Annotated in this window: 20 protein-coding genes; 6 read left to right on the plus strand and 14 right to left on the minus strand. The window is 45.1% G+C overall.

Annotation, left to right across the window (positions count from 1 at the left end):
* Nucleotides 1–107: 107 nt before the first annotated feature.
* From RH88_RS03350 to RH88_RS03365, 4 genes are all read right to left on the minus strand, one after another.
* The gene (locus RH88_RS03350; protein WP_005593454.1) at nt 108–1,964 is read right to left on the minus strand and encodes an ABC transporter ATP-binding protein; all 1,857 of its coding nucleotides are present in this window, start codon (nt 1,962–1,964) and stop codon (nt 108–110) included.
* Between the two features lie 244 nt (nt 1,965–2,208).
* Nucleotides 2,209–3,129: a polyprenyl-phosphate transporter gene (locus tag RH88_RS03355; protein WP_040757819.1), complete on the minus strand. Its 921-nt coding sequence runs from the start codon at nt 3,127–3,129 to the stop codon at nt 2,209–2,211.
* A 111-nt stretch (nt 3,130–3,240) separates the two neighbouring features.
* Complete coding sequence (locus RH88_RS03360) at nt 3,241–3,978, minus strand: PilZ domain-containing protein (RefSeq protein ID WP_005593457.1); 738 nt, start codon at nt 3,976–3,978, stop codon at nt 3,241–3,243.
* 599 nt (nt 3,979–4,577) lie between these two features.
* On the minus strand, nt 4,578–5,069 hold the full coding sequence (locus tag RH88_RS03365) for a GNAT family N-acetyltransferase (protein WP_005593458.1): 492 nt from the start codon (nt 5,067–5,069) through the stop codon (nt 4,578–4,580).
* Nucleotides 5,070–5,199: 130 nt separating this feature from the next.
* On the opposite strand from RH88_RS03365, the gene RH88_RS03370 reads away from it, so the two are divergent.
* Nucleotides 5,200–6,378, plus strand: coding sequence for an MFS transporter (locus tag RH88_RS03370; RefSeq protein WP_005593459.1), 1,179 nt, complete (start codon nt 5,200–5,202; stop codon nt 6,376–6,378).
* Nucleotides 6,379–6,453: 75 nt separating this feature from the next.
* On the opposite strand, the gene RH88_RS03375 is transcribed toward RH88_RS03370, so the two are convergent.
* From RH88_RS03375 to deoD, 9 genes are all read right to left on the minus strand, one after another.
* On the minus strand, nt 6,454–7,290 hold the full coding sequence (locus tag RH88_RS03375) for an energy-coupling factor transporter transmembrane component T family protein (RefSeq protein ID WP_005593460.1): 837 nt from the start codon (nt 7,288–7,290) through the stop codon (nt 6,454–6,456).
* Entirely contained in the window at nt 7,287–8,981 is a 1,695-nt protein-coding gene (locus tag RH88_RS03380) for an ABC transporter ATP-binding protein (RefSeq protein WP_005593461.1), read from the minus strand. Before RH88_RS03380 ends, RH88_RS03375 begins: the two co-directional genes overlap by 4 nt.
* A gap of 6 nt (nt 8,982–8,987) precedes the next feature.
* Nucleotides 8,988–9,536 (minus strand): ECF-type riboflavin transporter substrate-binding protein, encoded by a 549-nt coding sequence (locus RH88_RS03385; RefSeq protein WP_005593462.1) that lies wholly within the window; start codon nt 9,534–9,536, stop codon nt 8,988–8,990.
* Nucleotides 9,537–9,955: 419 nt separating this feature from the next.
* Nucleotides 9,956–11,086, minus strand: a complete 1,131-nt coding sequence (locus RH88_RS03390) for an HlyD family secretion protein (protein WP_005593463.1) — start codon at nt 11,084–11,086, stop codon at nt 9,956–9,958.
* A 2-nt stretch (nt 11,087–11,088) separates the two neighbouring features.
* A complete protein-coding gene (locus RH88_RS03395; RefSeq protein ID WP_005593464.1) occupies nt 11,089–11,505 on the minus strand; it encodes a DUF3302 domain-containing protein in 417 nt (138 codons plus the stop codon).
* Between the two features lie 92 nt (nt 11,506–11,597).
* Nucleotides 11,598–13,178: a GGDEF domain-containing protein gene (locus RH88_RS03400; protein ID WP_005593465.1), complete on the minus strand. Its 1,581-nt coding sequence runs from the start codon at nt 13,176–13,178 to the stop codon at nt 11,598–11,600.
* Complete coding sequence (locus RH88_RS03405) at nt 13,178–14,647, minus strand: tetratricopeptide repeat protein (protein WP_005593466.1); 1,470 nt, start codon at nt 14,645–14,647, stop codon at nt 13,178–13,180. The genes RH88_RS03400 and RH88_RS03405 overlap by 1 nt, the downstream gene beginning before the upstream one ends.
* 123 nt (nt 14,648–14,770) lie before the next feature.
* The gene (locus RH88_RS03410) at nt 14,771–16,243 is read right to left on the minus strand and encodes a lactate dehydrogenase (protein ID WP_040757825.1); all 1,473 of its coding nucleotides are present in this window, start codon (nt 16,241–16,243) and stop codon (nt 14,771–14,773) included.
* Between the two features lie 283 nt (nt 16,244–16,526).
* On the minus strand, nt 16,527–17,237 hold the full coding sequence (deoD, locus tag RH88_RS03415; protein ID WP_005593468.1) for a purine-nucleoside phosphorylase: 711 nt from the start codon (nt 17,235–17,237) through the stop codon (nt 16,527–16,529).
* A gap of 391 nt (nt 17,238–17,628) precedes the next feature.
* On the opposite strand from deoD, the gene RH88_RS03420 reads away from it, so the two are divergent.
* The 5 genes from RH88_RS03420 (at nt 17,629) to RH88_RS03440 (ending at nt 22,567) form a co-directional block, all read left to right on the plus strand.
* The gene (locus RH88_RS03420; RefSeq protein ID WP_005593469.1) at nt 17,629–18,579 is read left to right on the plus strand and encodes a YbgA family protein; all 951 of its coding nucleotides are present in this window, start codon (nt 17,629–17,631) and stop codon (nt 18,577–18,579) included.
* A complete protein-coding gene (locus tag RH88_RS03425; RefSeq protein ID WP_005593470.1) occupies nt 18,569–19,369 on the plus strand; it encodes a MerR family transcriptional regulator in 801 nt (266 codons plus the stop codon). The genes RH88_RS03420 and RH88_RS03425 overlap by 11 nt, the downstream gene beginning before the upstream one ends.
* A 77-nt stretch (nt 19,370–19,446) precedes the next feature.
* Nucleotides 19,447–20,898, plus strand: a complete 1,452-nt coding sequence (gene phrB, locus RH88_RS03430; RefSeq protein ID WP_005593471.1) for a deoxyribodipyrimidine photo-lyase — start codon at nt 19,447–19,449, stop codon at nt 20,896–20,898.
* A complete protein-coding gene (locus tag RH88_RS03435; protein ID WP_005593472.1) occupies nt 20,898–21,812 on the plus strand; it encodes a L,D-transpeptidase family protein in 915 nt (304 codons plus the stop codon). Before phrB ends, RH88_RS03435 begins: the two co-directional genes overlap by 1 nt.
* Nucleotides 21,813–21,946: 134 nt before the next feature.
* The gene (locus tag RH88_RS03440) at nt 21,947–22,567 is read left to right on the plus strand and encodes a DUF6198 family protein (RefSeq protein WP_005593473.1); all 621 of its coding nucleotides are present in this window, start codon (nt 21,947–21,949) and stop codon (nt 22,565–22,567) included.
* Nucleotides 22,568–22,834: 267 nt separating this feature from the next.
* Here the strand turns inward: RH88_RS03440 and RH88_RS03445 are convergent, their stop codons facing one another.
* Nucleotides 22,835–24,445 (minus strand): BCCT family transporter, encoded by a 1,611-nt coding sequence (locus RH88_RS03445; protein WP_005593474.1) that lies wholly within the window; start codon nt 24,443–24,445, stop codon nt 22,835–22,837.
* Nucleotides 24,446–24,705: the final 260 nt, after the last annotated feature.

Consider the following 24,705-nt stretch of genomic DNA (forward strand, 5'->3'; position numbering starts at 1 on the left):
GATACCAAGCGGGTTGAGGGGGCTCAAGCGCTCACAACCGTGCTTGGTTTCTTATTACTTAGCTTCTATTGCTTAGGTTCTATCACTTAGCACTTAGCTTCTATTGTTTAGTCTTGCTGAGCTTGGTCTTGATCTTTTTCGCCAAGGAAACCGCCTGTCTGGTGTGCCCAAAGTTGTGCATAAATACCATTGTTCTGCAGCAATTCTTGGTGCGAGCCTTGTTCTACGATTTGGCCTTGGTCAAGAACAATCAGGCGATCCATCGCAGCGATGGTGGATAAGCGGTGCGCAATCGCGATAACGGTTTTGCCCTCCATCAACTCATACAAGCTTTCTTGGATCGCCGCTTCTACTTCAGAATCGAGTGCTGAGGTGGCTTCGTCTAACACAAGCAGCGGTGCGTCTTTCAGTAGCACACGTGAAATTGCCACACGTTGACGTTGTCCACCTGACAGTTTCACGCCACGCTCACCAACTTGAGCATCGTAGCCCTCATTGCCAAATGGGTCGTTAAGCGTTTGGATAAAGTCGTGTGCGTGTGCCTGCTTTGTCGCTTTTAGTAACTCTTCGTCACTGGCATCAGGTTTGCCATACAAGATGTTGTCGCGGATTGAACGATGCAACAGTGATGTGTCTTGTGTCACCATACCGATATTACTGCGCAGAGATTCTTGAGTGACATCTGAGATCACCTGACCATCAATTTTGATTTGGCCTTGTTCCACATCATGAAAGCGCAGCAGTAAGTTCACTAAGGTTGACTTACCCGCACCAGAACGGCCAACTAAGCCCACTTTTTCGCCCGGTTTGATCGTCAAATTCATGTTGCTGATCACCCCTTTGTTTTTGTCACCATAGTGGAAGCTGACATCGTTAAATTCGATACCACCTTGTGTGACGTTAAGCGGTTTTGCATCGGTTTTGTCTTCGATATCGATCGGTTTTGATAAGGTTTTCATGCCATCAACAACGGTGCCCATATTTTCAAATAGAGCACCCACTTCCCACATGATCCACATTGACATACCGTTGATGCGTAGAGCTAAACTGATGGCGATAGCAATCGCTCCAATACTGATCGCACTGTCCATCCACAATACGATCGATAGCGTGGCAATAGAAAAAACCAGGATGTAGTTGGTCACTTCTACCGCAACGTCAAAGCCCGTGACAAGGCGCATTTGACGGTAAACGGTTTGTAGAAAACCTTGCATGCCTTCTTCGGCATATTCTGTTTCACGGTGGCTATGTGAGAACAGTTTAACGGTAGAGATATTGGTATAGCTATCGACGATGCGGCCCGTCATCAATGAACGTGCGTCAGCTTGTTCAGTTGCGACTTGTTTTAGTTTTGGCACGAAATAGATCTGGATGCAGATATAAGCGACAAGCCAAAATAGCATTGGAATGGCTAAGCGCCAGTCAGCTTGCGCGAGCAGAACGATCATGCTGGTGAAGTAGACCGACACATAGACAAAAACATCCATACTTTTCATCACGGTTTCACGCACCGCAAGTGAGGTTTGCATCACTTTTGTCGCAACACGACCGGCAAAGTCATCTTGATAGAAATTGACACTTTGCTTGAGTAAGTAGCGATGCGCCAGCCAGCGGATCGACATTGGATAGTTGCCGAGCAATGTTTGGTGCACAAGTAATGAGTAGCCGACGACCATGATAGGCATCACGACCAATAGCAGAGCACCATAAAAGATCAAGTCAGCCTGGTTGTCTTGCCAGAAAGTTTCAGGATTACTGTTGGACAGCCAGTCAACCAAGTTACCCATCGCGCCAAACAGGGCGACTTCGACGATCGCAACAATGGTGGCCATGATTGACATGATGACCAATGGCACTTCAAATCCGCGCGTATAGTAACGACAAAAAGCAAAAATGCCTTGTGGTGGCTGTTCTGGCTCTTGATCGGGAAATGGCTTTGTGAAGCTCTCAAATTTCTTGAACATACATCATCCTAAAGCGCGGCAAGAAAAAGATATTATGACGATAGGGCTGCGCGCTGTGTTAAGTGTTGTATGTTATCGTTTTGCCAGCAGAAATGTAACTAGAGAGCGGCTCATGATCGTGCGTTTATGTGGCAGGCGTCGATTTAGTCAGAGAAATAACGGTCAGAGTTCGATACGGCTGAAGTGGGGCAATAAAAAGGCCAGCAATGCTGGCCTAATTCGATGGAAATTGATGCTTACGCGCTTAGTGTTGCGAGCGCTCTGCAAATTTTTCTAAACCAATCACAAGGGCGATTGCCGCAATCATCATCACCACAGCCATACCTAAGTGGGCCGGTTGATTCATCACGTTCTCAAATTCAAATGGGGTTAAGTTGTGTTGAATCAATGGCACTTCTTCCCCTTTTGAGTTGGTGCGCCATGAGATGGTCTCTTTCCATGGCCAGATCTTTGGCAACGTGCCGATCATCAAACCCGTTAGGAAAACTAAGGTGGCATCTCTAAAGCGTTTTAGTAACCATGATAGAACATGAGAGAAGCTCAGTAGGCCAACCACACAACCAGTTAGAAAGAGCGACAGGATAGTGAAATCAAATGATTTTACCGCACCTAAAACCGGAGCGTACATGCCGATAAGTAGCAGAATAAAGCTGCCCGAGATACCCGGAAGGATCATGGCACAGATCGCGATGGCGCCAGCAAAGACGATGTTGATGCTGGTCGGTTCCATTTGCAGTGGATTTAGTATGGTAATGCAGTATGCAAAAGCTACCCCCAGCAGCAGGAATATGGCGCGGCTCATGGTGCGTTGTTCCACTTGTTTGAGGATGTGATACACCGACACCAAAATGAGGCCGAAAAAGAATGACCAAAGTGGAATAGGATGAGTGACCAATAACCAAGAGATAAGTTTAGCCAAGGTCGCAATGCTGGTGAAAACCCCACCAAATAGCGCGATCAAGAATAGGCCATTAATATGACTGAACGCGGCCTTAAAGCCTTCTCGTTTCCAAATGCCAAGTACAGTAGGGTTGATACGGCGAATACTTTCTAAAAGCGTATCATAGATGCCGGTGATAAACGCGATAGTACCGCCAGATACGCCAGGTACAACATCGGCCGCGCCCATGGCGAGACCTTTAAAAAACGTCGTTAAGTAGTTCATTCAATACAGTAATCAGGTTGAGATGGCGAAAGTATACCGATAAAGGTGTCAAAAAAGTATGAAAATAGGGCGCAAAATCGCCCTAAAAATAAGATTGGATATTGGCTGAGGTTAACGCAGAGAGAGGCGATTACCATCGAACTTGAGATGTGCCAGTAAAGTTTTCGCATTTTCCTTACCACGATCATCAAACTTAACACCGTAGCTTCTTTTCTGTGAAGATTGCTTGACGTTACAAATCGTGCCGCTGAGTGAATCAAATGAAGTCGATTTCCCTGGCATTGATATCAATAGTTCAACTTTTTCCCCTGATGCGAACGGGCGTGTAAGGGAAGGGGTAATATATAAGCAGCCACTTTTCGATAAGTCTCGCATCACACACTCGATACGATGATTGGTGCTGTGAGCTTTAGCACGTAAATTGACTTCATAACGAGGTTCGTTACGCAGCGGTGTGGACTGCACGGTTTGTGGAATCGACATCGCAACCATCGCGATTGGCGCTTTAATGATGTGCAAAATTTGGCTACGGAAGCTAAATACCGCCCCTTCTCCACGCGGTGCAATAGCACGTAATGTGGCCCAAAATCCTTCTTGGAAGAAGTCGTTGATGTTTTCATCTGACAGTTTAGGTAATTCGACCAAAATCATATGGCTAGAGTGAGTGCCAATAAAGTTACTTTTGATTCGAAAACTGGTACCGACAGGCGTGACGATACCAATGCTGAGTTCACGGCCATGATCGATCATCGGGAGGGCATCGACGCTATTAACAACGGTTGCGGCGCGTGAGTTCATCTTGTTTGGCTGAGCTTTAGCTGCAGTGGTTGTCTGTGACTGAGTATTCATTCCACCACCATTATCCCGTTAGCGTATTTATTTTGAATTGAGCGTGCTGATCTCACTCTGAATCCTATTGTTTGACGTTACTTGTGTATAGACACGGTTAAGTTCAACTTATTTGCCTATTGGGAATACGCAGTAAATTCTATTGAGGGTTTGCTTCGAGTTCAAACATCAATATAGGTTATAAGTATGAGCTAGTTATCATTTTTGACGTCAATTATATGCACGTAGTCACACTTGACCAAGAAGAACAGCATTTTCAAGATTCTGTTGAGTGAGATTTGTTCTCTTTCATGCCGTTTAGGCACAATGATGATGTTGTCACCTTCACTTTGACTTTGATTCCACTCTCTCTTTTAGAGGCTAGAGTATGGTAAATTGGTCATTAAAGCGATAGCCGCGAAGACCGATTCGCATCATGGGAGTGTAGCAGCAGCATGCTGTGGTGACTTATCGGTCACTCTTTTTACTTGAATCCAAGCCGCAATGAAGGCCGCTAAAGGGTTGCGTGAATTATTCGATACAAGGCTAATACGGTATCGATAACGAGTCAAAATTTGACTATCGAGACCGTATTGGTGTTGGTGAGCTGAGGATGAAGATTAGGCTTTTATTCTCGCCATATAATAGGTGCTAATATATTCGCCGCGACGAAATACCGAGCACTTCGCTTCCCCTTCGATCTCAAAACCAAATTTTTTATAGCAAGCGATGGCGGTCTGATTGTCACTATTCACATCAATCTGGATACGTTTGATTTGCAGCCAATTATCGGCGAGATCAAGAACGGTTTCGATTAAACGACTGGCAATACCTAAACCATGGTAGTTGTCGTGAACACCAAGGCCAAATGTTCCGCAATGAATCAGGCGAGGGCTACGCAGATGTTCGAATCCGATATTACCTACGACCACTCCCTCGACTTCGGCAACGAAGCTATAGATGTGGTCAGGAATGTTTTCTAAACGCTGTTGCCACAGCGCGCTGCTGGGTAAAGGGAGTTGTAATGTCTCACTTTGCGCCTTGGGTTGTGAATAGAGCTCAGCTATAGCTGCAGCATCTGACACTAGGGTTGGGCGAATCTTAATATCCATATCTTTCTCATCCGCTTATCGGTTCATGCTTTGGTATAACATATTTATGGTTCTGTATAAAAAGTAAATATGATTGAGTGTGAAGGGTTCCCTCGGTAATCTTGCGAGGCGTTTTATAAGGAACCGTTTGATGAATCAATCTTCTGGGTGGAAAACCCCACAAAACTTTTTACTAATCATCTCTATTATCGTTCCAATTGCCTTTTCAAGTTGGATGGCTTTGTTGAATAACTTTGTTATTGAAAAAGCGAATTTTGATGGTGCTGATATTGGATTACTGCAAAGTGTGCGCGAAATACCAGGCTTTTTGGCTTTTACGGTGATTTTTGTGCTGATGTTTATTCGCGAGCAACGATTTATGATTGTGTCATTAGCGATGCTTGCCATTGGCAGCGCGATGACAGGTTTTTTCCCGTCAGTAACAGGTTTGCTACTCACCACCTTACTGCTGTCTACCGGCTTTCACTATTTTGAAACCTTAAAGCAGTCACTCGCACTGCAGTGGCTGACAAAAGAGGAAGCGCCTGAGACGCTGGGTAAATACATTTCTGTTGGTGCACTCGCCTCTCTACTTACTTACGCGGCATTATGGGTTTGCTTGGAAGTATTCCAGCTTGAATTTAAGTGGATCTATTTGATTTTCGGCGGGATTGGCTTTGCTTTGGTGGTTGTGGTTGCGTTTGCTTTTCCTCAGTTTGAAACCAAAGTGGTACAGAATAAGAAATTGGTGCTGCGCAAGCGTTATTGGCTCTACTATGCTTTAACCTTCATGAGTGGTGCTCGTCGTCAGATCTTTACCGTATTTGCCGGCTTTTTGATGGTTGAGCGTTTTGGCTATTCAGCGGCCGACATCACGTTACTCTTTGTGGCTAATTACTTCTTTAACTTCTTATTTGCAAAGAAAATCGGTCGTTTTATTGGTCGAGTCGGTGAGCGCAAAGCGTTGATGTTTGAATACATTGGCTTGATTGGGGTGTTTGTTGGTTATGCCTTTGTTGAAACGGCGGAATGGGCGGCGGCGTTGTATATTGTGGATCATCTCTTCTTTGCTTTAGCGCTGGCGATTAAAACCTACTTGCAAAAGATTGCCGATCCGGCTGACATGGCCTCGACGGCAGGGGTGTCATTCACGATTAACCATATTGCTGCAGTGGTGATTCCGGTGACGTTTGGTCTCATTTGGTTGGTATCACCTTCAGCGGTGTTCTTTATTGGCGCTGCGATCGCTGGTGTGTCTTTGCTACTGTCGCTTAATATCCCGGCTAAGCCAGAAGAGGGCAACGAAGTTCGTGTGTTGAAGTGGCGCTAAACGTTATCGCTATTGCTGACAAGTAAATGGATACTGGAATCAAAATAGGCGCCTACAAGGCGCCTATTTTTTTACTTAGAACGGATACCAAAATAATTGGCTATCCATCATGCGTTTGGTAATCGCTGCCGCAACCACAATGACAATTCCGAACAACGTCCATTTATCAATGCTGTTCAATGCTCTGCTACTGTACCAAGTACGACGATTATGACGGCCAAAACCACGCAATGTCATCGCGTTTGAGATTTGGTCAGCACGATCTAAACTCGAGAAAATCAATGGTCCAAGGATTTTCGAGACGTTTTGCAGACGTAAGAATAGTGGTGTGTTCTTGGACAAATCAAGGCCACGGGCTTGTTGGGCATGCATGATATTGACGAAGTCTTTTTTTACTTCTGGCAAATAACGCAAGGTTAAACTTACCGCGTAGGCGATTTTGTAAGGTACACCAATACGATTCAAGCTCGCCGCAAATTCTGTTGGGTGCGTGGTAAAAACAAACACCAATGCGATTGGGAACATGCTGAAGTATTTTAGTGTTACCGTCAGCAGATAAAACAAGGTTTCTTGCGTTACCGAGTAATGACCAAGTGGCAATAATACGGTGGTTGAGCCCATGTATTCCGTACCTTGTTGTGGAGCCAACAAGAACATAAATAGCGCGTTCATCATCAATACACTTGCCGTACCAATCAACAATGGTTTGTAGACTGATAGAGGCACGCGAGTCATTTTTAGCAGGCTAAAACCAGCAATAATCAATACACTGATTAGACGTAAGTCAAACGTAGTTAATACCACGGTTACCCACGCCATAAAAAGAGCAAACTTAGTGATTCCGTTCAGTGCATGCAAAGGGGATTTTGTATCAACATAGCTGATACCAAATTTCATTTTTGAAGCATTCATGCTGCCGGTTTCTCACGTTCAATAAAGGTTTGCATAAAGCGAATTTTGTCGTCGATATTCAATCGTTCGGCTAAGTCGTACAAGCTGGTGGTCGTCAGGTTGGCTTGCTCAAGCAAGTCTGGTTGACTGAATACTTGTGTCATAGGCTGGTCGGCGATCAACAGACTATCGGCAATCACAATCGAACGAGTTGAGTACTCCAAAACCAGGTGCATATCATGAGAAATAATCACCACAGTAATGCCCATTTCACGGTTGAGTTTTTGCACAAAGCTCAGCATTGACGTGTAGTTGCGGTAGTCTTGCCCTGCTGTTGGTTCGTCCAAAATCAACAGTTGTGGTTCCATCACCAAAATCGAGGCGATGGTCACGCGTTTCTTCTGGCCATAACTTAGTGCTTCAATTGGCCAATGGCGATATTTCGTCAAGCCACATAACGCGAGTACGTCTTCGACTTTTCGCTCGATAACGCTCTCTTCAAGCCCTTTATTACGTAGACCGAAGGCAACTTCATCGAAGATCATATGATGAGAGATCATATGATTTGGGTTTTGCATCACCACACCGATCTTCTGACTGCGCTCAAAAATGTTGAGGTTAGCAATGTCTTGACCATCAAAGTCGATATTGCCAGCATCGGGTTCAACAACGCCCATGATCAACTTAGTGATGGTTGACTTACCTGAACCGTTTTTGCCTAAGATCGAAACAAACTCACCACGTTTCACGTCAAATGACACGTTTTCGAGGGCGTTCTTCTCACCATCATAAGAGTAAGTCAGGTCGCGAATTTGCAGTAGAGCAGGCGCAACTTCAGCGCTAGAGGCAAGAGGGGTATCGATTTGCCATTGCGTAAAGGCTGACTGGTACTGTTCAACGCCGATATTGTCGAGCGAAGAGAGCTTATCAGTGTTAGCAAGAGGGCAATGAGCGGCCTTGAGAGCAGAAAGATAGAGAGGCTCACGGATACCGTGTTGCGCTAACAAATCTGAAGCCAACAGTGCATCTGGCGTCATGTCTGCAACAATTTCACCTTGTTCCATCAAAATAACACGATCAACATTGCGATGCAGAACATCCTCAAGACGGTGTTCAATCATCACAATCGTTTTGTTGGTTTTTTGGTGCAGCTCATCGATGATTTCGATGGTTCTGCGGCCTGTTTTTGGATCGAGTGCAGCCAGCGGTTCATCAAACAAAAGAATGTCGACATCATCCACAAGGATGCCAGCCAGTGATACTCGCTGCTTTTGACCACCTGATAAGTCGTGTGGTGAACGCTCGAGCATGTCTGCAAGATCAACCATTTTTGCCGTTGCTTTTACCAGTGGGTACATCTCAATATTCGACATGCACTGGTTTTCCAGAGCAAAGGCAATATCTTCACCAATGCTTAGGCCAACAAACTGGCTATCAGTATCTTGTAGTACGGTACCAACTTGTTCGGTAAAAGCGTGCAGATCCAGCGCCGAAGTCACTTGACCATTAATGGTTAAGTGACCGGAAATCTCACCTGAAATCGCGTGAGGAATAAGGCCGTTTAAGCACTGACCAAGGGTAGATTTACCGCTACCGCTTGGACCGATGATGACGATTTTCTCTCCTTGCTCTATCCTTAGATTGATATTTTTTAGTGTCGGTTTATCCAGCGACTGATATCTAAAAGAGAAGTTAGAAAATTCAATGGTCATTGCCGATTAGGCCTCAGTTAAATTGCGGCTCATCGCGTTGCGTTTGGCGACGTTTTTAAGAATGAAGAAACCAACAATTGCGATCAACAGTGAGTTGCCTGCCGCGATAATAGTTAACTGGGTAAAGACTTTGGTGAACGGTTCGGCATACAAGATGGTATCGAGAAACGCAGAAGTACCATAGCCCACCACGTTGCCAACAAAAGCTAATAACACAAACAGGGCAAAATCGGTTTTGTTGAAGATGCCTTTTTCAAGATTGTTTTTGGTCATACTTGAGTAAAAACCCATGGTGAGACCAACAATGCCAGAACCTAGAACCCATGTTAACCACACGCCCCAACCTGCAAAGAGATCGGTAACCCAGTGGCCAATAAAGCCAACTAAAAAGCCAACCAGTGGACCAAACAGTACTGAGAATAGAGCCAGTACAGCCATGGCTGGTTTTAGGGTGGTATTAGCAAAAACTGGGATACCAAACATAGGCAGGCCGCCGATACCATAAAGTGCAGCGCCGATTGCAATAACCACGACGGTTTTGGCAGAAAGATTCATAGTTAACCTGTGTTCTAGCGAAATAAAATAAGTGATCCAAATGAGCGAATATTGATTCGATTTTTACTCATGGACGCGTAGGGGAGCGGATTATACAGAACATTGTGAGCGATGGAAAGCTAACTATCTAGACGTCTAGATGCGAAAGTGATGGTCGTAAAGTGTGATGTACAGCAAATAAATTTAGTGGTTTGTCTATTTGGCTTTATTGGAGTGGTGAATGTTTATACTGCGCTGTGATTGTGGCGGGGATATAGCCGCGGAGAACTAGCCGAAAAAGACGTTGAATGATGGGTTGCCGAGGCCCCGATTGGAGCCTCAGTATTTATGCTTTTATAGAACGACTTTAAAGATAGCTTTCATTGCTCTTTGTATTAGAGAGCGTCGATTTGGTGAACATCGATGTAATGCGTCTTAAGTTAGTGGTCAAGGTAGAGATAGTTTTGCCAGCTCTTCATGCGAATCAACACCTTACGCATGATGGATACGTGACTAAAGCTATCAGAGTAGACCGCCACTTCAACCGCGGTGCCCATTGGCAGCGCGTAAGGCGTTAAATCATCATTCACCTTGAGTGTGACCAGCACTCGACCATTGGTTCTCAGAGCGTCTGTGCCAACCAAGGTGCCGCGTGCTTGAAATTGGCTTTCGCCGATGGCAGGCAAGATATCAATGATTTCCCCCTTAAATACTTTTCCTGGCAAAGCTCTAAAAATAAATTCAGCTTCAAAGCCTGGTTTTAAGCGCTGAAGAGAGTTTTGGCGAAAGGCTGCGGTGTAAACCAGCTCTTCGCTATGGACAAAAGTCATCACAGGTGCCAGCGGCAGGGGGACCGCCATCACTCCCGGACGTAGTGCTAGTTGAGTGGCAAAGCCATCGGTTGGGGCATAGACGGTGGTTTGCTCAAGGTTAAATTCAGCTTTACGTAGATCGGCGAGTAAACGGGCTACGGTGGTGTTTTCTCCGCCGATTTCAGAGTTCAACGCAATCTCGGCTTTGTCGATATTGGTCGATGCAACTTCCACCGTTGCTTGAGCCGCTTTAAAGGCTTGACGACGCGTATCGAGTTGTTGCGCGGTGAATGCGCCTTTATCGTACCCACGTTGATAACGATTGAATTCACGTTGTGCTTTATCACGTTCAGCAATCGCTTTGGTTAATGCGGCTTCTTTCTCTTGTACGGTAGCCTCTAGCCCCAAAGCGCCTTGACTGGCTTCTTTGACTTGAGCTTTGAGTTTGTCGACTTCAGCCATATAAGGAACGGGATCGATCTTAAATAGCACATCCCCTTCTTTAAGTGGCTGGTTAGCTTCGACGGGAACTTCAATTACTCGGCCTCGAACACCAGACACTATTGGTGTGGTTGAAAACACCTGGTTACCAATTTGAGTGTAAGGGTGGTTAAAGTTCATCAAGAGAATTAAGGTGCCGATCAGTACGACACCACCGAGCACGGCGGTAGGGACTGTCCACTTATTGAGTGGGATGCGAAATACTTTGAAAACAGCAATACAGAGAGCGGCATAAGTGAGTATCAGTAATAGATCCATGTTTACTGCTCCTCTTTATTCGTTGGTTGTTCGACACTGGTTGGCTGTTCGACGGATTGCTGGGGGGTGTTTAACTGTTTTGATTGGGTTTCTTTCAGCGTCGTCATTTCATGTTGTAGAGCTTCGACTTGATCAATTAAGTGCTCAAGACGATGGTGGAGATCGTGCTGTTCTTCTTCGAGTTTATGAAAACCCCAACCGCGTTCTTTACGCCATAGCGTGGCCCAAATCCATAGGAAAGGCCAAAGTACATGTAAGGTGAATAGGCTAACCCAGCCAGCATAGTGAATGGCATCTTGATGAGGATGTTCGCGACTTTTGGCGATTTCATAGGGAATATCATGAATGGCGATAATGCCATAAAACAGAACGAGGGCCACGAAAACGAGTAAACCCAGAGCGAAGTAATCGAGAAACATAATACCGTCCTTGTATAATCACACGCTTTAAGTGTAACAATTAAATTATACAACTAACGGTATTTTGTTGAAATTTTATAACTTCTGCGGTTTTATTCATAGCACACTTGGTTGCGGCCATTGGCTTTGGCTCGATAGAGCGCTTTGTCTGCACGATAGAAGGTGCGTTGGGTATTCTCGCCTTCACGATGTAAGGTAATCCCGATACTTACGGTTAAACCCCGTTCACCTAATATGTCACCCCAACCAAACTGGAAAATACGTTCGCGGTAGTTCTCGGCATGCATAGTGGCTTGCTCTAGCGTGTGGCGCTCAAGAATAATCAAAAACTCCTCACCACCAAATCGTACACAAGAGGCACCGCGAAATTTAAAGTAAGCAGAAAGTTCCGATGAAACGCTAACGATGGCCTTATCGCCGACCAAATGGCTTAACTCATCATTAATGGATTTAAAATGGTCAATATCAACCACTAACAGAGCAAAAGGAGTGTCATGTAGTAACAGGTCTTTTAGTTTTGCATCCAACCAGCGTCGGTTGTGGAGACCGGTCAACGGATCGGTGAAGACATCTTGTTGCAATTGCGCTACGGCATGTTTTTGGTGTTCTGTAGTCTCTTTTAATTCGCGATTTTCCAACTCCGAAAGGATCAACTTGAGCTGTAACTCAAAGCGCGCAAGGCGACGTAATTGACTGGCACCGAGTTCACAAATGGGGATCTTTTTCATTAGATCGTTTTCGATGCGATACGCACGATGCTGATATTCCAATGCACGCTTAAAGTTGTGCTGTTTCTCACACACAGAGGCGAGTGCATCACACAGTCTTAAATTCAAAATAGGTGAACCTTCTTTTTGAATTCGGGAGTGGGCACGCTCCAAGATCCAATTGGCTAGATGGATCTTTCCTGCATCGTTAAGGCAATAGCCTAGCTCCATGCGCATCATATTCGACAACCAATTGGAATTGATATTGCCGGCAGCGTATTGCACGTGGCCGAGGCAGCGCATCGCATCATCAAGGAGGGCTTGTTGTCTGAGTAAACGAGCTTGATAAAGCAAAATTTGCCCTGCGAGTACTTTATCACTCACAAGGATACTTAGTTCTTCACACTCTTTGATGAGTTCCTTGGCGGCATTGATACGTTTAAGATCAATGTAACAGGCCAACATATAGAGCTTATAGCGTAGACGTAAAGAACGACTGCTGATGGCATGGTCGAGACTGTCTATTTTTTGATAATAACGCAGGGCGCGGGCGTGATCGCCATAAGCATCACATAAGTTACCCATGCCCAATACGGCTTTCACGTATGAGTCGATAAAGCCATTTTCGACGGCAATGGTTGACGAAGCGATGTATTCGTTAAGGGCAGCGTTAAAATCACCATGATCAACTAAGCGATCGGCTAAATAGCCCCGCACTTCAAGGATCAACTGGGCATCTTGTGGCAAACAGAGCAAATCTAACCCGGCACGCAGCTCATCAATACCTTCTTGGAACTGTTTTAGTGAAGTACGAAATTCAGCGCTGATCACATAAGATTGTGCTTTTTCTTGTGGTGTGGTCGCGACATGTTGACGAATGTGATTCCAGAAAACGAGCGCTTCCTCACCCGTCACGGAAGACGCATCTAAACCAGCATCTGAAATTTTGTTTAACAATGCTTCCATCATAATTCTGTTACCACCGGCTCTTGCTCTAACTGTTCTAGTGTGAACGGAAAGGTCAGGATGTCGTAAAAGGAGAGTTGTGGCATACCCTGCTTGATACCACGACGTTTCCACGGATACATTTCGAACATTTGCGTCAATACTTGGAAAATACGATGCGCATCATCGCCTTTTTCGGCCAAGAGTAGACCGAGTTTGTCGGTACTTAAACGTGAAAGCAGATCTTGATGGTTACAGAAAGAGTGAGCCAGCTCAGCACAGATGTCTAAGCACTTGTTGTTTGGATGATGAATAATGATGGCCACATGATTGGCGCGTTTCAACTCAGTTTTAAACAGCATCATCTGTTCCCACCAAAACGTCTCTGAGACCATTTGACTCATATGTTTATCAGGGTCGTATTCATGCTGGGCACGAATACGTTTAATTAATTTTTTAGCGCGTTGTTCAAGCGTTCGTTTCGACGCGCGAGCCTTGTCGCTGCCTTCACGTACTGTCTGCTCGCGTAACATTTCGGTAGAATGGGTTCGATATTTTTTAAAGGCTTGCAGCGCAATCACAAAATCGCCAACCTCTTCAGCAACGCGTGATTGCTGAAAATAGATTTGTGATAACAACTCGCCATTATCAAAGCCGTTGGCTGTTCTTTCTGCGGCAATAAGAAGTTGGGAAGCTTCTGAAGGTTCTTTACGCATCAGCTCTAAACGCGCTTGGCTAATGTAAGCGTGCGCTTTCATCCAAGTTAGGTTGTTCTGTTCAACCAACTTTTGTGCTTTCTGAGTGGCTTCTTCTGCATCATCGATTCGCTCTAAACCGAGCAAGGCTAGACCGCGAAAATCCCAAATTTCAGCCTGCCATGTGCGGTCATCATGATGTTGTAAAGCTTCTTCGGCGCTGTCGAGAATAGAGAGCATGTCAATGTAATGACCGATGAGATAGTGATCCCATGCCAATAAGATACGGGCTTTACCTTCAAGCCAATAGATGCGCATGTTATTGGCCACTTTGACCGATAGTTCATGGGTGGATAACGCTAATTTGTACTCGCCCAATACGCGCCATACATTGCCAAGGCCGATAAGCGATTCAATTTGTATCTCAACTTGGTCAACTAGTGCTGATTGCTCGAGGGATTGAATCCAATATTGCTGGGCTGAGTAGTATTTGGCTTGTCCCCAAAAGTGCAGAGCATGGAGGTGAAGTATTTCTGGTAAGTCGTCATCGTTATCGACTTGGCTCAGTCTGGTGTAGGCTTCGCGGATCGTTTTTAGGCCTTTACGGTAATCCATAAGCGCCCAATAGCAACGGGAGATAATAACGAGACTTTGGACAACACCTCGAGGGAACAGGATCTGATTTGCTCTTGTCGCGCATTGCTCCGCTGCAAGTAACACCTGTTCAGGTTCGCTTTCAATGCGTGATTTGAGCTGTCCTAGCTCAACTTCTAGCAAATGCTGGCTCTTATCCAATGAATTAATCCCTTAACCGCTAACTGAATTCATACCTTAGTATTATAAAAATAGCTGCCTTTCGTGTGCTAGAAAAAGTGCCATTCGAGCGACGGTTTAATGGCGGACTTCACAGTAATGCAATTATGAGAGAAGTTCTCGCAGTGTCATGGGTGACTGATTAATACCTAAAGCCTGCGCTGCCGTTATGCCATCTTTATTTTGATAGCACAAATTATGCCATGCCCTGAATATATCCAATACAGGAAGTAGTCCTCCAGGGCGCAGTTTGCGACGTGGCTCATTAATAAAACTGTCAAACAAAAGTTGAAACCGTTGTTGGTAAAATGCGGTTTGGCGAATAGAGGCTCGGCGGAGCCAATATTTTGGCTTATTGTGGCTTCCCGCTAAATAGCAAATCCCTTTTGCCATGTCTCCAGCATGAACAATTGCCCAGCGATCTCGCCACCAACCCATATGCACGATATCAATTTTATCGAGTGGAAATTCTTTGCCCCACTGACCATCTTCATCGACGTACATAAGGTCGATTGTTGCCGCGTGAATACGTGGCAGACTAACACTCAATGCCGCTGATCTCAGCAATGGGTCTTGCGGCAAGTAAATGGCCACTTTTCTTTGGTCGTTACACAGACTTAAAACATGCAGAAAATGCGCATACGAAGTGTATGGTGGACGAATTAGCGCGCCTTTCGATGGATAATGAAAAGCGGTTAAGTTCCCCATCGGGTCTTCTACATTACCACGGGCAAGAATCGTCTGATATTGTTGATCGATTCGCTCACGCAGATTTCGGGCTGAAGTCGTATTTAGATGATTTGACTCTGAAGTATGATCTCGAGAGACGAAACGCGCAGGACTAGAAAAAGGGTCGTGATCGCAGCTGCCAGTAGGTTCTTCTTGAGCCGAATAGTTCACGTGCTGACTGAGAATGTAGCCAGAATGTGCCTCGCCGGTCGCAATCCAATAGACACCATTGTTGCTTTTGCTCTGCAAAGGCATGTAGTGGGATGCGAGTTCGTATTGCTCAGCGTGGTTAACCCAACGTGCGTCGAACATCGCCAATTTACGGCGGCAACGGCTGGCAATATGATCGATATGATCATAGAAGGTTTTTGGGTTGATAGTCAGCTTACGACAAATTTCACGGACGGAATAACCCATAAAGAGCAACCCCAATAGGTTCTCTTGAAAGTTGAGTTTATGGTTGGCACCGGACCATTTGTCGACAAAAGTCGATTGGCATACTTTGCAGCGATAACGTTGACGATCACCGCTATAACCAAAGGCATGGTAGAGGTGTTTATGACTATGGATGGATAATCCGAAATGCTCACAATCTTTATTGCGACAAGCGGGCAGTCCTTCACAATGTAATTGTCTTAAACGGTGTAATTCATCAAGTACATCTTGATTGTTGAGTAGCGGAGGGAAGGCACCACATTCACGACAAACCATCGCAGGGCGCTTAGGGTTGGCATGTTGGACAACATAACGGTGTGCGTCGCTTAATCCAAAGTTATCGCAGGCCAGTGTTTTACAGAAGTTCAGTTGACATAAGGTGTTGCCATGCTCGTCTGTGACAGCTTCGGGCAATTCAGAACCTTTGTGTGGATGCGATGATGGTTTTATCACGTAACACCTAAAATTAAGGGGGCAAGGCTTTATCCACGACCAAACCTAATCAAGCAAATGACATCCTTCACACTTTATAACACGCCAATGTAATCAATGAAGTAGGATGTACTACAACGACATATTCAACTTAAATGAATAAAGTGAGCAGTCGTTGTTATGCCTCGTTGGGTCAGTTGCTAGATGCCACAATCCCCCCTCGGGTGATTAAAGCAGCCAGTCAGGCACTGGCTGTAAAACAAATTTAGATAGAAATTGCCGTTTCGAGTGCAACTTTCATCATGTCATTGAACGATTTTTGACGTTCTTCCGCGCTCAGTTTCTCTCCGCGAATGATATGGTCTGAAACCGTTAGAATTGTCAGTGCTTTTGCACCAAGATCCGCCGCTACGCCGTAAATACCAGCCGCTTCCATATCAACACCAAGAATGCCTAGCTTTTCCATTTTTGCGAAGATATCGGCTTCAGGCGTGTAGAAAAGATCCGCTGAGAATACGTTGCCCACTTTCACTGGCACATTTTGCGCACGCGCTTGGTTTACCGCCTCTTCAAGTAGGCCATAATCTGCGATCGCAGCGAAATCGTGGTTGTTAAAACGAATGCGGTTTACTTTTGAATCGGTTGATGCGCCCATACCGATAACCACATCCATTAGGTTTACATCATCGCGAACCGCACCACAGCTGCCTACTCGAATCACATTTTTCACACCGTATTCTGCGATCAACTCGTGTACGTAGATGCAGCAAGATGGGATACCCATACCGTGTCCCATCACAGAAACAGGCTTGCCTTTGTATGTGCCGGTGTAACCAAACATGTTTCGCACATCACACACTTGTTTGACGTCATCAAGGAAAGTTTCCGCAATATATTTAGCGCGAAGAGGATCGCCTGGCATCAAAACAGTTTCAGCGAAATCACCAGGTTGAGCATTAATGTGTGGGGTTGCCATAGTCGTTACTCCGATATTTTAGGAAAGTTCAATCTAGTAATTACTAAAAGTGTTGAACCTCAATAAATCTGTTGAGGCAATACTAGCTAGATGTAGCGGGACTCCTTGAGAAGTATGTCACAAAAAGTCGAGCTAATCGGATTAATTTTCCTATTGATAACTAATTGTGTTGAAACTGGTAAGGCAATCGTTTTGCCGAACGATTGCGTCATTCAATTCCTTATTTATTTATCGACAGTATGACATTTCTGTACGAATTTAATTTTTGTACAACAATTGTTTTTTATGCTAATACTTATACGTGAAATAATTTTGTATACGCAGTTTGTGTGCATAACTTGTTTGGTGACCTTTGAGATGTAAAGGGCGATTGTTTAAAGAGGGAAAGGGTATGGAACAGGAAATCAAAATCGGTGTTAGTGCCTGTGTACTCGGTGAAACCGTTCGTTTTGACGGTGGACATAAATCGAGTCGATTTGTTACCAAGGAATTGGGTAATCATTTTAGATTCGTTCCCGTTTGCCCTGAAGTTGAATCTGGTATGCCAGTACCAAGGCCGACGATTCGTCTGATTTCAGATAAAGAACGTATTGCCTTGGTTGAAACAAGAGATGCAAGCAAGGATCACACTGACAGCATGTTGGCATTTTCTCGTCGTCGTATAGAACGATTACAAAACGAAGATTTATGCGGCTACGTGGTGTGCGCTAAATCTCCGACATGCGGCATGGAACGAGTAAAAGTGTATGGCAGCAATAGTGCTGAAAAAAGCGGTATTGGTTTGTACACCAAAGAGCTCATGACACGTATGCCTTGGTTGCCAATCGAAGAAGATGGCCGACTTAATGATCCGATATTAAAAGAAAACTTTGTGACTCGGGTGTTCTGCTTACACGACTTTTATCATTCGATGGATGGGGAGCCAAGTGCAGGTAAAATTGTGGCGTTTCATTCTCGTTACAAGCTGACATTGATGGCGCACCATCCGGCCTCTTATAAAAAGCTGGGAAAACTAGTCGCACAAGTTGCAAATTATTCTATTGAAGAGTTTTATCAGCTCTACCGTGTTGGTTTAATGACAGCAATGGCAAATCGCGCCAGTCGAAAAAATAACACTAATGTTTTAATGCATATTCAGGGCTATTTCAAAAAAGCACTAGAAAAAAACGAGAAAGCTGAGCTTTGCCAGGTGATTGACGATTATCGTCTGGGTGTTCTTCCTCTGCTGGCACCGCTAACGCTATTAAAGCATCATATGCAGCGCTTCCCTGATGAATATTTACAAAGTCAGAAATTTTTAAACCCTTACCCACAGGAGTTACGTTTACGCTATGGGCTGTGAAAATAAACTGTACGCAATTCGCGAAGTATCAGAGTTAACCGGGATTAAGCCGGTGACATTGCGCGCATGGCAGCGTCGATACAATATCATTCAGCCGCAGCGTACTGAGAAGGGCCATCGCTTATATACCTATGAACATATTGAACAGATCCGAATCATACAAGGGTGGCTGGAAAAAGGCGTTGCGATTGGTAAGGTAAAAGTATTACTTGATAGCGGGCAAGTTCCTGAATTTCCAACAGGCGCCGCGGATGTAGTGCTAGAAGAAGTGGAAACGACCTTAAGCGCACTTGCTCAACTAAATCGCCATAAAGCGGAAGCGACGTTATCGTTGGTGTTTAAAGAGTATCCATTAGAGATCATTACCACTCGGTATATTCAACCCATCGTTGCCGCGATAGCACAGGTGAAAAAAAGTCAGCAAACATTGCAATCAGGTCTGTTTCAATCGATTTTGTTAGCACGGTTAACGTCAATTTTAGACGCTGAAAACAAGGCGGCTCGCAATGGTAAAGGCTTGGTGGTTAGTTATGATGCTATAGGCTCGACAGCCATGAGGCTATGGGCGTTAAAGTTAGTCGATCGAGGTTACAGTATTAGCTTTATCGAAGGCGTTGACGATATCAGTGGGTTGCAATCTAATACGGGCCTTGAGAATTATGCAATGGTTGCTGTGTTTGCTTCACAAGCGCCTGCTCAAGCACAGCTCACGCCAATACAAGCACTTGCTAACGTATTGGGCAGTCAGTTTACCACTAGCCCATTAGTCACTACGTTAATGAGTGCGTAAGATTGATTTTTTAGGTTGATGAAAGCGGATTAAACGAACATCCAACGGGCAATGGCTGTTGATAAAGGAGTGTTGTGATGCAACTCATGTGGTTTCGCCGTGATCTACGCGTTGAAGATAATACGGCTTTGCAAAGCGCGATTAATACGCAGCAAGCCGTTATTGCGATTTACGTTGCCACGCCCGATAGTTGGCGAAACCATCACCTTAGTCCAATTCAAGCGGATTTGATTTATCGTCGTCTATTTGAGTTACAGCAAGACTTAGCACAACTCAATATTCCCTTGCTATACATGGAAGTTGAAAACTATCAGCAATCTGTTCAGCAAGTGAGTGACTGCGCGCTGCGCTATGGTGCAGAGCGTGTGGTATTTAATCGCGAGTATGAGGTTAATGAACAAGATCGTGATGATTTACTACACAGCCACAGCGCGATTGAAATTCAGGGTTTTGATGATAAGTGTTTGCTGCCTCCTGGCTCCGTACTCAACAAACAAGGTCAGTACTTTAAAGTTTTTACCCCGTTTAAACGTGCCTATTTAGCTCGTTTAACCGAAAATCTACCGCCAGTGGTAAAAACTACCGCAGTACGAGACGATTCGACGAACATATTGGATATCAAGGCGGAGCCGAAAGAGTCGTATCCAGCACTTTTATCGCCGCAAAGTGTTTTCTCTTATCCACGCGAATCGAGTGAGCGATATGTGGTTAACAGCAAAGCGATTCGTCAATTGTTACGTGAGTTTTGCCACGAGCGGGTCGATAACTATCACAACGATCGTGACAAACCAGCGCTAAACGCGACAAGCATGCTTTCACCTTATCTTGCCATTGGCGCTTTGTCGGTTCGACAATGTGTGGCTCGGGTTCTCTACTCTGCCCAAGCTCATCAGATAACCAGCCCCCTCTTGGGGGAAGGCATCCACACTTGGATCAGTGAATTGGTGTGGCGAGATTTTTATCAACATTTACTACACTTTGAACCAAAGCTCTGTAAAGGTCGCCATTTCGTTACGTGGACAGAAAAACTGCATTGGCCCGGGAGTAAACAACATTTAGCGGCCTGGCAAAAAGGGATGACAGGCTATCCAATTGTCGATGCCGCGATGCGTCAACTTAATCAAACCGGCTGGATGCACAACCGCTTGAGAATGGTCGTGGCCAGTTTCTTGACTAAGGACTTGCATCTTCACTGGCATCATGGTGAAAGGTATTTTATGCAGAAGCTGGTGGATGGAGACTATGCGGCCAACAATGGAGGGTGGCAGTGGAGTGCTTCGACGGGGTGCGATGCTCAGCCTTATTTTCGTATCTTTAATCCGACCGCGCAAGGTGAGAGGTTTGATCCAGACGGTGATTTTATTCGTCATTGGATCCCGGAGTTAAGCGCAGTACCCAACAAGTTTATTCACCAACCTTGGCGGTGGGAAAATGTCATTAGCTTGTCATATCCTAAACCAATGGTTGATCACAAAAGCGAAAGAGAGATAACCTTACGGCTCTTTCAAGATGCTAAGGATTTCCAATGATGCTGCGTAAGCTGCTCATACTATGCTGCTGTGTCAGCTCCACGGTTTTTGCACGGAGCTATGAGCTTCCCCCTCAAGACAGCAAGATTGTCGGTCGAACTCAATTTCACCAAATCAAAACAGGTGAAAGTATGGCTGATATTGCTAAGCAATACGACGTCGGCTTCTTAGCTTTGATGGCGGCTAACCAAGGCGTGGATCCTTTCTTGCCGCCGGTTGACTACGTCTTGACCATCCCAACGCAAGTGATCTTGCCGGATGTGAAACGTGAAGGTGTGGTGATTAACCTTGCCGAGTTGCGCTTGTACTATTTTGTTCCTGAGCAAAACGTGGTGCACATCTTTCCGGTCGGAATTGGACGCATCGGACGTGATACGCCAGAAATGGTGACTAAAATTAGCCAAAAAAGGCCGAATCCAACTTGGACACCACCGAACTCGATTCGTAAAGAATATTTAGCAAAAGGGGTGACTCTACCAGCGGTTGTTCCCGCTGGGCCTGATAATCCGTTGGGTGAATATGCACTGCGTTTAGCTCACGGCGCTGGGGACTATTTAATTCACGGTACCAACAAAGATTTTGGTATTGGGATGCGAGTGAGTGCGGGTTGTATTCGTATGTCACCACAAGATATTGAATGGCTTTTTGAGCAGGTTGACTTAGGTGAGAAAGTTACCGTCATTAATGCACCGGTTAAAATTAGCTTAGAGCCTGACCGAAGTGTCTATATTGAAGCTCATGAACCGTTAACACGCAGCGATGGTAGTAAAACCGTGCTAGGCATACCACAAGAGCTAACATGGTGGTTGCAAGCAATGGATCAGCCTGAAGCGAAAGCTCGTGCGGTGATCTTGGCGCAAAATGGTGTGCCAGTTGAGATAGTGGCGCCCCAAGAGCTAGAGTCTCCTCTGTAATAGCAAGGTTACGCTCTGCCTGTAAAGCGGTTACTACAGGGTGTTTGTAATTAAATTGTGAACAAAATTCGACATATCCTTTCTAAATCGCCATCGTAAAGTGATTACGTTCAATGGTGATTTAGGCGGGAATTTTGGATAGTGAACATACATTACGTGAAAATATTTTGGCACTGCTACTGGGCAGTGCTTTAGTTTCTTTAGGTGTTATCTTCTTTAATCATGTAGGTCTGTTAACCGGGGGAACGGCTGGATTAGCCATCTTCATCACCAAAGTTAGCACCTTAAGTTTTGGCCAAGTCTTCTTCCTTATCAATCTCCCTTTCTATTTGCTCTCTGTGACACGCATGGGTTGGCGTTTTACCTTAAATACGTTTGCTGCGGTCAGTCTAGTATCACTTGCGGTTGACCATCTCTACCATGTTATTGAACTGAAACACATTATGCCTTTATATGCGGCATTGATCGGTGGCGGTCTAATTGGAACGGGAATGTTGATTATTTTTCGCCACAGAATGAGCCTTGGTGGGTTCAGCATTCTGGCGTTATATCTTCAGGATCGATTTGGCATTCGGGCAGGTAAAGTTCAGATGGCATTAGATTGTAGCATCGTCGTGATGTCGGTATTTATTGTTGATTGGCGGCTTATCGGTTTATCAATATTAGGTGCGATTATGACCAATCTTATTGTTGCGATGAACCATAAGCCAGGACGATATCAACCACGTGCGGATAAAAAAGCGCCCACACGATAAGCAATCGTATGGGCGAAAAAGGGCAACAATTTGACATTGTTAATTGGAGATGTTGGCAACATCCTTATTCAAACTGTTATAAAGTATCCGCGATCTTTAGAATGACTTTGTAGCAGCGTAACCAACGATGCGTAACTTAACATTATCATTACGATTTATTAATCCTTAAAATCACAAAGATAATTTTCATTATTGCAAGCGGCGTGCTACAGAGAATAGAGAACAGAGGAACGTGCTCACCATTGAGCACGTTCGTTTATGCATAGGTTATGCTTTCGTTGAAGAAGCTTCACCAAATTGCTGTTGTGCCATCGCTTTGGCAATTTGTGGGGCTTGCCATAACGAAGGCAATAACACAAACGACACTGGTACTGCGGTGATGACAATGAATGACTGCAAGGCCGATATACCGCCGGAACCCATCGAAATCAGAGCAATCGCAACCAGCCCCATCAAAATACCCCAAAAGGCACGCATTGCACCGCTTGGTTGCGTTGATCCTGTTACCACCACACTAATGGTGTAAGTCATTGAATCACCGGTCGTGACGATGAAGGTGGTGGTGAGAATCAAAAACAACACCGCAATGACGGATGGCATAGGCAGTTGATTGGTAATTGCTAGCAGGACACCTGGTAGGTTAAATCCTTCGAACGCCGTTGATATAACGCCTGGTTCGGCCAGTTCATAAGCAAGCCCTGAACCACCGACAATGCTAAACCAGAAGCAAGTGATCAGCGGTGCGATGATGGAGATAGAGAGAATCAATTGGCGAATAGTACGACCACGAGAAATTCGCGCAATAAAGATCGCCATCATTGGGCCGTAACCAATAAACCAACCCCAGAAAAATACCGTCCACCAACTAAGCCAATCAGTATCGCCGCGATAGAGCGCCATAGGTACGAAGTTGTTGACCATTTTCGCCACGCCTTGCATATAGCCGTCAATAATGAAGCTTGTTGGGCCAAATAGCAGGATGAAGATGATCAGTGCCGCGGAAAGAATAATGTTATAGCGACTGATGAGCTGAATACCACGGCTCAGACCGCTAAGAGCGGATAAGGTATACATCGCGATGGCAAACAGTACCACCAGACTTTGCGTGATTAATGTATCTTGCACGCCAAATAGAGAGTTAAGTGCGTAGCTAATTTGCAGACCAAGAAAACCAATCGGTCCAATGGTACCAGCCGCAACCGCAATAATGCAGAAAGTATCCGTTAGGGTACCAATCCAGCCGTTGATCGCCTTATCACCAAAAATAGGGTACAGCAAAGTACGAGGCTGTAATGGCAAGCCTTTATCGTAATGCAGGTGCATTAGGACAATCGCCGCTAAGCTTCCCAGAATAGCCCAAGCAAGGAATCCCCAGTGCAGGAATGACTGTGACAAGGCATTGAGTGCCAGGGTACGACCTTCTGCTTCACCATAAAAAGGAGGTGAAGAGACAAAGTGAGCAATCGGCTCAGCAGCAGCCCAAAAAACACCACCGCCAGCAAGTAAGGTGCAAAGAACAATCGCCAACCATTTGAAGGTGTCGAGCTCTGGGGTTTTAAGATTACCGAGTTTAACGTCGCCTGTGCGAGCGAAGGCAAGATAGAGACCAATAATAAAGTTGGCCAGCAAAAGTATTTGCCAAAATGGGCCAAACCATTGAGTCACTTTAGAGAATCCAACTTGAATCACGCTGGACAGAGTAGGGGTATCGAAAACAGCAAGCAGTACGAAGAGAACGAGAAAGCCGCCACTTAACCAGAGTACTGGACTGGAGAAGGCGTTTACCGTGTTTGATGCATCACTTTGTTCGGGGGGATGAGAAGCAAGGTAATTTTCATCTGCTGATTTACGAGCAACAGATTGTGTCAAATTCGACATTGAGTGTTCGCTTTTATCGTCGTCAGCCGTTTAATTCAGTCTGTGTTGTGCGACATATTGTTGAGCTGATCGGTGAATTTTCCTCGTCTATTGCAGAGTCATTTTGTGACCTAGCAAAGGTTGAGGCTGTGAAAGGGGCGCTATATTAACACATTTGAAGGTAGGAGGAAAATCGAGGTAAACGATAGGAAAAACGTTGCTCATCCCTGAGCATAGCGAATTATTTCATTTTAGCAGAAACTTCAAGCATTTGATCTGTA

Source organism: Vibrio scophthalmi LMG 19158 (genome assembly GCF_000222585.1).
Taxonomy (GTDB): Bacteria; Pseudomonadota; Gammaproteobacteria; order Enterobacterales; family Vibrionaceae; genus Vibrio; species Vibrio scophthalmi.